At 54.0% G+C, this 10,328-nt stretch carries 6 protein-coding genes and 4 pseudogenes; all 10 read left to right on the forward strand.

What is annotated here, in order from left to right:
- Nucleotides 1-4 precede the first annotated feature (4 nt).
- Nucleotides 5-88 (forward strand): annotated as a pseudogene (locus tag GN277_RS27540) (Maff2 family mobile element protein); the annotation flags it as partial.
- Nucleotides 89-107: 19 nt separating this feature from the next.
- Complete coding sequence (locus GN277_RS27545; protein ID WP_002595174.1) at nt 108-977, forward strand: VirB6/TrbL-like conjugal transfer protein, CD1112 family; 870 nt, start codon at nt 108-110, stop codon at nt 975-977.
- A 177-nt stretch (nt 978-1,154) separates the two neighbouring features.
- Nucleotides 1,155-1,556, forward strand: a complete 402-nt coding sequence (locus tag GN277_RS27550; RefSeq protein ID WP_002569171.1) for a PrgI family protein — start codon at nt 1,155-1,157, stop codon at nt 1,554-1,556.
- Nucleotides 1,507-3,941: pseudogene (locus GN277_RS27555) on the forward strand (VirB4-like conjugal transfer ATPase, CD1110 family). The gene GN277_RS27550 and the pseudogene GN277_RS27555 overlap by 50 nt, the downstream one beginning before the upstream one ends.
- Nucleotides 3,938-4,893: pseudogene (locus GN277_RS27560) on the forward strand (DNA-methyltransferase). The pseudogenes GN277_RS27555 and GN277_RS27560 overlap by 4 nt, the downstream one beginning before the upstream one ends.
- Before the next feature lie 35 nt (nt 4,894-4,928).
- Nucleotides 4,929-6,997 (forward strand): annotated as a pseudogene (locus GN277_RS27565) (CD1108 family mobile element protein).
- 42 nt (nt 6,998-7,039) lie between these two features.
- The gene (locus GN277_RS27570) at nt 7,040-7,318 is read left to right on the forward strand and encodes a DUF4315 family protein (protein ID WP_009003586.1); all 279 of its coding nucleotides are present in this window, start codon (nt 7,040-7,042) and stop codon (nt 7,316-7,318) included.
- On the forward strand, nt 7,311-8,027 hold the full coding sequence (locus tag GN277_RS27575; protein ID WP_159752913.1) for a DUF4366 domain-containing protein: 717 nt from the start codon (nt 7,311-7,313) through the stop codon (nt 8,025-8,027). The genes GN277_RS27570 and GN277_RS27575 overlap by 8 nt, the downstream gene beginning before the upstream one ends.
- Complete coding sequence (locus tag GN277_RS27580) at nt 8,024-8,212, forward strand: hypothetical protein (RefSeq protein WP_159752915.1); 189 nt, start codon at nt 8,024-8,026, stop codon at nt 8,210-8,212. The genes GN277_RS27575 and GN277_RS27580 overlap by 4 nt, the downstream gene beginning before the upstream one ends.
- 15 nt (nt 8,213-8,227) lie before the next feature.
- Nucleotides 8,228-10,318, forward strand: coding sequence for a DNA topoisomerase 3 (locus GN277_RS27585; RefSeq protein WP_159757346.1), 2,091 nt, complete (start codon nt 8,228-8,230; stop codon nt 10,316-10,318).
- Nucleotides 10,319-10,328: the final 10 nt, after the last annotated feature.

Raw genomic sequence — 10,328 nt, forward strand, 5'->3', positions numbered from 1 at the left:
ATTGGGGATAACACAGCTTATGGCGGGCGGCGGCGTTGCCCTTATCGGCATGACCCTTGTACCGCTGCTTTCCGGCTTGTTCGGTTAAGAAGCGCGGGTAAAGGCTTATGCAGAGCATACTTGACGCGATTAACGAATGGATAAAGGAAATCCTCATAGGAGCCATAAACGGTAATCTGTCAACTATGTTCGGGGACGTAAACGAAAAAGTCGGCACTATCGCCGCAGAGGTAGGGCAGACCCCGCAAGGGTGGAACGCAAATATATTCTCCATGATACAGACCCTTAGTGAGAATGTAATCGTACCCATTGCGGGGCTTGTCATTACCTACGTCCTATGCTATGAGCTTATCAGCATGGTAACGGAAAAGAACAATATGCACGACGTTGACACTTCCATGTTCTTCAAGTGGGTGTTCAAGGCGTTTGTGGCAGTCTACCTTGTGACGCACACCTTTGACATCACTATGGCGGTGTTCGATATGGCGCAGCACGTTGTTTCCGGCGCGGCGGGGGTTATCGGCGGCAGCACAGAGATTGATGTTGCCGCCGCCCTTGCTTCCATGCAGGACGGGCTTGACGCTATGGAAATCCCCGAACTGCTCTTACTTGTCATGGAAACAAGCCTTGTGAGCTTGTGCATGAAAATCATGTCCGTACTGATAACCGTTATCCTCTACGGAAGAATGATAGAGATTTACCTTTACTGTTCGGTATCGCCTATCCCGTTTGCAACTATGACGAACCGGGAATGGGGGCAGATAGGAAACAACTACCTCAAATCCCTGTTCGCTATCGGTTTTCAAGGCTTCCTCATAATGATATGCGTCGGCATTTACGCCGTACTGGTGAACAACATGATAATAGCGGACAATCTGCACAGCGCGATATTCTCCCTTGCAGCCTATACCGTTATCCTCTGTTTCTCCCTGTTCAAATCCGGCGCACTGGCGAAGTCGATATTCTCCGCGCATTAGCGGCGTGTCAAGGATAGGGTGGAGATTTTCAGAGCGAAGCGGCGAAAATACGACCCGACCTTGACGCGGATAACCCCCATAAAATACGGGCGGGCAAAGGGCATAAATTGACCTTTGCCTTGATTACCCTTATGGGAGATTACAGCAACACCAAACCCAGAGAAAGGAGGTTTTCACTTGGCGTATGTACCCGTACCCAAAGATTTATCCAAAGTCAAGACAAAAGTAGCGTTCAACCTTACCAAACGGCAGATTGTATGTTTTGCGGCGGCTCTCCTGTTCGGCTTGCCGCTTTTCTTTCTGCTCAAAGACAGCACAGGCACAAGCCTTGCGTCTATGGCTATGATTGCCGTCATGCTGCCCTGTTTCCTGTTCGCCATGTATGAAAAGCATGGACAGCCCCTTGAAGTGGTGGTGAAGAACATAATTCAGACGAAATTCATAGCCCCCAAAGAACGACCATACAGGACAGACAACTTTTATTCCGTCTTAGAACGGCAGAGAAAACTTGAAAAGGAGGTATCAGCGATTGCAAAAGGAAACACGAAGAAACAGCGCGGCGGGAAGCGCAAAGCCTAACCCGCCCCGCAAGCTCACCCGCGCCGAGAAAAAGCAGATTGCGGAAATCATCAGACAGGCAAAGGGCGACGGAAAGCGCACACCGCGCAGCAGACAATCCCCTATATCCAGATGTACCCGGACGGTATCTGCAAGGTTACGGGACGGAAATATTCAAAGACCGTCGCCTTTGAAGATATTAACTATCAGCTTGCACAGGCAGACGACAAGACCGCCATTTTTGAGAACTGGTGCGACTTCCTAAACTACTTTGACGCTTCCGTTTCGGTGCAGCTCTCTTTCATCAATCAGGGGACGCAGCGGGGCGAAGCGGAAAAGCGGTCAATATCCCGGCACAGGAGGACGCTTTCAATTCTATCCGAACAGAATACCGGGATATGCTGAAAAACCAGCTTGCAAAGGGCAACAACGGGCTTGTCAAAGCAAAATATATCACCTTTGCCATTGAAGCCGACAGTCTGGGCGCGGCGAAATCCCGCCTTGCCCGTATCGAAACGGACGTACTGAACAACTTTAAGCTCTTGGGCGTAGCTGCCCGCCCCATGACAGGCTATGAACGCCTTAAAATGCTGCATGGCATTTTCCACCCGGAGGGCGGGCAGTTTGCCTTTGATTTTTCATGGCTTGCCCCGTCCGGGCTTTCCACAAAGGACTTTATCGCCCCGTCCTCTTTCCGTTTTGGCGAGGGGCGGTATTTCCGCATGGGGCGCAAAATCGGCGCGGTTTCATTCCTTGAAATCCTTGCGCCGGAATTAAACGACCGTATCTTATCGGATATTCTGGACTTGAAACGGGCGTTATCGTCAATCTGCATATCCACAGTATCGACCAGACCGAAGCCATAAAGACAATCAAGCGGAAAATCACCGACCTTGACAAAATGAAAATCGAGGAACAGAAAAAAGCGGTACGCAGCGGCTATGACATGGATATAATCCCGTCCGACCTTGCCACTTTCGGCAGCGAAGCGAAAAATCTCTTACAGGACTTGCAGAGCCGGAATGAAAGAATGTTCCTTTTGACGTTCCTTGTGGTGAACATGGCAGACACAAAAAGGAAACTGGAAAATGACGTGTTCGCGGCGGCGGGTATAGCACAGAAGAACAACTGCGCCTTAACCCGCCTTGACTACCAACAGGAAGCGGGGCTTATGTCCTCTGTACCGCTTGGGGAGAACCTTATCCCCATTCAAAGGGGGCTTACCACGTCAAGCACCGCTATCTTTATCCCCTTTATCACACAGGAGCTTTTTCAATCTGGCGCGGCTTTATACTACGGCTTAAACGCCCTGTCTAACAACATGATACTCTGCGACCGCAAGCAGCTTAAAAACCCCAACGGCTTAATCTTGGGTACGCCGGGAAGCGGGAAATCCTTTGCAGCCAAACGGGAAATGACAAACGCTTTCCTCATTACAGACGACGACATAATTATCTGCGACCCGGAAGCAGAGTATTTTCCCTTGTGCAGCGGCTTGACGGGCAAGTGATACGCTTGTCGCCTACGGGCAAGGGCATTGACGGGAAACCCCAGTATGTAAACCCTATGGATATTAACCTTAATTACAGCGAGGACGACAGCCCCCTTGCGCTGAAATCCGACTTTATCCTCTCCCTCTGCGAGCTTGTCATAGGCGGCAAGGAGGGCTTGCAGCCCGTCGATAAGACCGTCATTGACCGCGCCGTTAGGAACGTGTACCGCCCTTTCCTTGCAGACCCCGCCCCGGAGAAAATGCCGATTTTGGGCGACCTCTACGACGAGCTTTTGAAGCAGCCGGAGCCGGAAGCGGCGCGTATCGCGGCGGCATTGGAGCTTTATGTTTCCGGGAGCCTTAACGTATTTAACCACCGTACCAACGTGGAACTGAACAACCGCCTTGTCTGCTTTGACATCAAGCAGCTTGGGAAGCAGCTCAAAAAGTTAGGTATGCTCATTGTGCAGGACCAGGTATGGAACCGCGTCACCGTCAACCGGGCAGAAAGGAAATCCACCCGGTATTTTATGGACGAATTTCATCTTCTCTTGAAAGAGGAACAGACCGCCGCCTATTCCGTTGAAATCTGGAAGCGTTTCCGTAAATGGGGCGGCATACCCACAGCCATTACGCAGAACGTCAAGGATTTGCTTGCTTCCCGCGAAGTGGAGAATATCTTTGAAAACTCTGATTTTGTCCTCATGCTCAATCAGGCGGCGGGCGACCGGGCTATCCTTGCAAAGCAGCTCAACATCTCCCCGCAGCAGATGAAATATGTCACCCACACCGAAGCGGGCGAGGGGCTTATCTTCTACGGGAACGTGGTGCTGCCCTTTGTAGACCGTTTCCCGAAAGACACCGAGCTTTACCGGGTAATGACGACGAAGCCGGAGGAAGTGGGCGAAGCATGAACGGGCTGAAAACTGACACCATCATCAACCGGGACGCGCTCTATGCCTTGCGGGAGCTTCCAGAGGAAAGCGTACACTGTTGCGTCACAAGCCCGCCCTACTACGCACTTAGAGATTACGGGCTTGATATGCAGATTGGGAGGGAGGACACGCCGGAGCAGTACATTGACAGGCTGACCGAGGTTTTCCGCGAGCTGCGCCGGGTACTGCGTTCTGACGGCACTTTCTGGCTGAATATCGCGGACACCTACTGCGGCACAGGGAACAAGGGCTACCATGCAGACCCGAAGAACCCGAAAGGGAGGAACGGACAGCAGATTGCAAGAAACAACCGCGTTTCCGGCTGCAAACAAAAGGACTTAATCGGTATCCCTTGGCTTTTAGCTTTTGCCCTACGCGCTGACGGGTGGTATTTAAGGAGCGACATTATCTGGCAGAAAGAAAACCCCATGCCGGAGAGCGTGAAAGACCGCCCTACCCGCTGCTATGAACATATCTTTCTGCTTACGAAGTCAAAGAAATATTTCTATGACGCAGCCGCCATAGCCGAGCCGTTAGCCCCACAACGGCGGCGCGGTACCGCACCGGGCGCAGCGCGGGACAGAAATATGCGGACGAAGTACCCGGACAGGGGAACGTACAGGGGCTTAACCGGGCGAGAAGCGGCAGCTACTACGACGAAGCCCTCATGCCGACCATGCGGAACAGGCGGGACGTGTGGCTTATCAATACCGTTCCCTACAAGGGCGGGCATTTCGCCGCGTTCCCGCCAAAACTTGCCGAAACCTGTATCAAGGCGGGCTGTCCGAAAGGCGGCGTTGTGCTTGACCCCTTTTTCGGCAGCGGCACGACGGGGGCAGCCGCAAAGCAGCTTGACAGGTATATAGGCATTGAGATAAACGCCGAGTATTGCGCCCTTGCAAGGGCGCGGATTGGAGGGACAGACACATAAAACAATATAAAGCGCGTGAAAAAGTCACGCAGAAAATGACCCGCGAGGGGGCTGTCGAGGTAAACGCCGCCACCGGGAAAAAGAAACGTATCAGCAAGCGGATAAGGGACGCGGACTTTGCAAAGACCGAAGCCCCGCCGCAGCCGGAACAGGCAGCGCAGCCCCTACCGGGCGGTGCAACTTCCCCGCCCTTAACCGACACGCCGCCGCTTCCCCATGTGCCGGGGGCAGAACGGGAACAGGACACCGCCGCAGCCGAGCGCGTCTTGGAGCGTATCGACGGGGCGCGTACCAGAAAGGCGAGCAAAAAGGCGGCGAGGAAGGCACAGGCAGAAGCCACAGCAAAAGAAAAATCTTCCCGTTTGCAGTTTACCGACGAGGAACGGGCAACGCCGGAGCTTGAAAAGTATATCCGAAAATCGGACAAAGCAGCCGACCGTCTGGACGCTGCAAAGGCGGCTATCCCCAAAGAAAAGAAACTTGTACGGGAGCGCACCTTTGATGAAACCACCGGGAAAGGCAAGACCCGCCTACGCTTTGAGGAACGGGAAAAGCCCATAGGAAAGAACAAACCCCACCATAACCCGCTATCCCGCCCCGCACAGGAAGCGGGTATTTTCGTCCACAACAAGATACATTCCGTTGAAAAGGACAATTCCGGCGTTGAGGGGGCGCACAAATCCGAAGAACTGGCAGAGCGCGGCGCAAAGTACGGGGCGCGGAAAGTCAAGGAGGGCTACCGCAGCCACAAGCTGAAACCCTACCGGGCGGCGTCAAAGGCAGAGAAAGCGGCGTTCAAGGCGAATGTGGATTTCCAGTACCATAAAGCCCTGCATGACAATCCGCAGATTGCGGGCAATCCCCTTTCCCGCTTCATGCAGAAGCAGCAAATCAAGCGGCAGTATGCAAAGGCAGCGAAAAAAGGGGGCACAGCCACAGCAAAAAAGGCAGCGGAGAATACAAGGAAAGCGGCAAAGAAAACCACCGAGGAAACCAAACGGGCAATCGCTTTTGTAGGGCGGCACCCGGCGGGCGTATGTATCGCCGTTGCCGCGCTGCTCTTATTCATCATGGTATCGGCGGGGCTTTCCTCTTGCGGTTCCATGTTCTCCGGCTTGATGAACGGCATACTTGGGACTTCCTACACGTCGGAGGACAGCGACCTTGTGGCGACGGAAAATAATTACGCCGCAAAGGAAAACGAGCTTCAGCAGCAGATTGACAATATCGAAAGCACCCACCCCGGCTATGACGAATACCGCTATGACCTTGACAGTATCGGGCATAACCCCCATGAGTTAGCGTCCTACCTCACCGCCCTTTACAGACCTACACCCCGCAGAGCGCACAGGCAGAATTAAACCGCGTCTTTGCCATGCAGTACACTTTGACGCTGACGGAAGAAACGGAAATCCGTTACCGCACAGAAACAAGCACCGACCCGGAAACAGGGGAAACCACCACCGAGGAAGTACCCTACGAGTACCATATCCTCAACGTGAAACTGACGAACAAGCCCATTTCCGAGATTGCGGAGGAACTTCTAACGCCGGAGCAGCTTGAAATGTACCGCGTCTATCTGGAAACAAGCGGAAACAAGCCGCTGATTTTTGGCGGCGGCTCCCCCGATATGGGCGCGTCCGAGGATTTAAGCGGCGTACAGCTTGTAAACGGCACACGCCCCGGCAACACCGCCGTTGTAGACCTTGCGAAGCAGCAAGTCGGCAACGTGGGCGGGCGACCCTTTTGGAGCTGGTACGGATTTAACAGCCGCGTGGAATGGTGCGCCTGTTTCGTTTCATGGTGCTACAATCAAGCCGGAAAGAGCGAGCCGCGCTTTGCCGGGTGCCAGTCACAGGGCGTACCCTGGTTCCAGTCACGCGGGCAATGGGGCGCGAGGGGCTATGAGAATATCGCCCCCGGCGACGCTATCTTTTTCGACTGGGACGGGGACGGGAGCGCAGACCATGTGGGGCTTGTTATCGGAACGGACGGGGAGCGCGTCTATACCGTCGAGGGCAATTCCGGCGACGCCTGCAAGATAAAGAGCTACCCCGTTAATTACTCCTGTATTAAAGGCTACGGGCTGATGAACCGGAACTAAAAACAAACATAACACAGAAAATCTGAAAGGAGAAATTTATTGATGGCTATGAACAAAATTGAACGTATCGACAAGGAGATTGCAAAGACCCGCGAGAAAATCACCGAGTACCAGAACAAATTAAGGGGGCTTGAAGCGCAGAAAACCGAAGCGGAAAACCTGCAAATCGTACAGCTTGTGCGCTCCATGCGCCTTTCCCCGCATGAGCTTTCCGCTATGCTTTCCGGGGGCGGTATTCCGGGCATGGAAGCCGCGCCGGGCTACCCCGCAGAACCCGCAGACCACGACAACGAAGAAATGGAGGACACCGAGAATGAATAAGAAAATCCTTAGACCACTGACCGCACTTTGCGCCGCCCTTGTACTTATGGGCGGCTTTTCCGTTACCGCTTTTGCACAGACCCCGGAGGGAGAGGACGACACCAACGACAGCGGCGTTGTCTACGAGGAACCCCAAAAGGAAGAACCCCTTACCCCGGACGGGAACGCGACCCTTGTAGACGATTTCGGCGGCAACAAGCAGCTTATCACCGTAACGACCAAAAACGGCAATTACTTTTATATCCTCATTGACCGGGACGACGAGGGCGAGGACACCGTACATTTCCTTAATCAAGTGGACGAAGCCGACCTCTTAGCACTTATGGAGGACGGAAGCACCGAAGCAGCCCCGCCCGCCGTTTGCAGTTGTACCGAGAAATGCGAAGCCGGGAAAGTGAATGTGAGCTGCCCCGTCTGCAAGGACAACATGACCGCTTGCAGCGGCAAGGAAGCGGAGCCGGAAACCGAGGAACCAACAGAGCAGCCCAAAGAGAAAGGCAATACAGGCGGGCTTGTGCTTTTCCTTGTCGTGGCACTTCTTGGCGGCGGGGGCGCGTTCTATTATTTTAAGTTTATGAAACCGAAGCAGAGCGTCAAGGGCGACACCGACCTTGAAGATTTCGATTTTGACGATTACGACGAGGACGAGCCGGAGCCGGACGAGGGGGACGGGCTTTCTGATGAAGAACAGGAGGACGAGGAAGCATGACCCTGTTTACCGACAATCCCTTTGAAAAGATGATGATACAAAGACCGGGCGGGCGGCGTGACAATGCGCCGCCCGTTCCCCATTCCCCGGCTTGCGCTTCCTGCCCGTACAAAGGGCAGCTCCCTTGTGTGGGCTACTGTCTGAAACAGATACAGGAGAAAAAGGCAAGCGAGCCGGAACGCTGAAAGGAGGATTTTTTCATGGCACTTAGACTTGTGATTGCAGAAAAACCGAGCGTGGCGCAGACTATCGCCGCCGCGCTTGGCGTTAAAGAAAAGAAAGACGGATATATCGAGGGCGGCGGCTACCTCATTTCATGGTGCGTCGGGCATTTGGTACAGCTTGCGGAAGCTGCCGCCTACGGGGAACAGTACAGGAAATGGCAGCTTGACAGCTTACCCATTCTGCCGGAGGAATGGCAGTACACCGTTGACCCGGACAAGGGGAAGCAATTCAAAACCCTAAAAGAGCTTATGCACCGCGCCGACGTTTCCGAAGTGGTAAATGCGTGTGATGCGGGGCGCGAGGGTGAATTGATTTTCCGCTTTGTCTACGAAACGGCGGGCTGCAAGAAGCCCATGCGCCGCTTGTGGATTTCCTCAATGGAGGACGGGGCGATTAAGGCGGGCTTTGCTTCCCTCAAAGACGGGCGGGACTATGACGCGCTCTTTGCGTCTGCCCTCTGCCGCGCAAAGGCTGACTGGCTTATCGGCATTAACGCCACCCGGCTTTTCTCCTGCCTGTATGGAAAGACCTTGAACGTGGGGCGCGTCCAGACCCCGACCTTAAAAATGCTCACCGACCGGGACGTGGCTATCTCCCATTTCCAGAAAGAAAAATATTATCATGTTCGCCTTGATTTATCCGGCGCGGAAGCGGCAAGCGAAAGGATTTCAGACAAGGCAGAAGCCGACGCGCTGAAAGGAGCTTGCGAAACAGAAACGGCGGTATGCGTTTCCCTTACCAGAGAGAAGAAAACCGCAGCCTCGCCGAAGCTCTTTGACCTTACCTCTTTGCAGCGGGAAGCGAACCGCATTTTCGGCTACACCGCAAAGCAGACCCTTGACCTTGCACAAGCCCTTTATGAAAAGCGGCTCCTTACTTATCCGAGGACAGACAGCAGCTATCTTACTGACGACATGGGCGGCACCGCAGCGGGCATTATCGCGCTGCTTTGTGACAAGCTCCCCTTTATGGCGGGCGTAAATTTCACGCCGGAGGTTGCAAAGGTATTAGACAGTAAAAAAGTATCAGACCACCACGCAATCATTCCCACTATGGAGCTTGCAAAGGCTGACCCGGACACGCTGCCGGAAAGCGAGAAAAATATCCTTACCCTTGCGGGGGCGCGTCTGCTCCTTGCCACCGCCGAGCCGCATATTTATGAAGCGGTTACGGCGGTTTTCTCATGCGCCGGGACAGACTTCACCGCAAAAGGAAAGACCGTACTTGCGGAGGGTTGGAAAGAGCTTGAACGCAGATACCGGGCGACGCTGAAAGACAAGCCCGAAGCAGAGGACGGGGAAAATGCAGACGTGACGCTGCCGGAGCTTTCCGAGGGACAGGGCTTTGAAAACCCCGCCGCAAAAGTAACGGAGCATACCACAACGCCGCCGAAGCCCCACAGCGAAGCAAGCCTTTTGTCGGCTATGGAACGCGCCGGGAACGGGGACACTGACCCGGACGCGGAACGCCGGGGGCTTGGCACTCCCGCCACCCGCGCCGCCGTCATTGAAAAACTGGTAAAGGGCGGCTTTGCGGAGCGCAAGGGGAAGCAGCTTATCCCCACGCAGAACGGAGCCGCCCTTATATCAGTGCTGCCGGATATGCTCACTTCCCCACAGCTTACCGCAGAATGGGAAAACAATCTGACGCAGATAGCAAAGGGAGCCGCAGACCCCGGCGAATTTCTGTCCGGCATTGAAGCTATGGCGCGGGAGCTTGTGCAGACACACGCCGCAGCACTGGACGGGAAAAAGGATTTGTTCCGGGAGGAAAAGCCCTCTGTCGGCAAATGCCCCCGTTGCGGCTCTCCCGTCTATGAGGGGAAGAAAAACTATTATTGCGGCAACAAAGAATGTGCCTTTGTCATGTGGAAGAACGACCGCTTTTTCGAGGAACGCAAGACCGCTTTTTCCGCGAAGATTGCCGCCGCGCTCCTTAAATCCGGCAAGGCGAATGTGAAGAAGCTCTACTCCCCGAAAACAGGCAAGACCTACGACGGAACTATCGTTTTGGCTGACACTGGCGGGAAATACGTCAACTACCGTATCGAAGTACAGAAGAACTAAAAACTTGAAT

Source organism: Sporofaciens musculi (assembly GCF_009830285.1).
GTDB classification, from domain to species: domain Bacteria; phylum Bacillota; class Clostridia; order Lachnospirales; family Lachnospiraceae; genus Sporofaciens; species Sporofaciens musculi.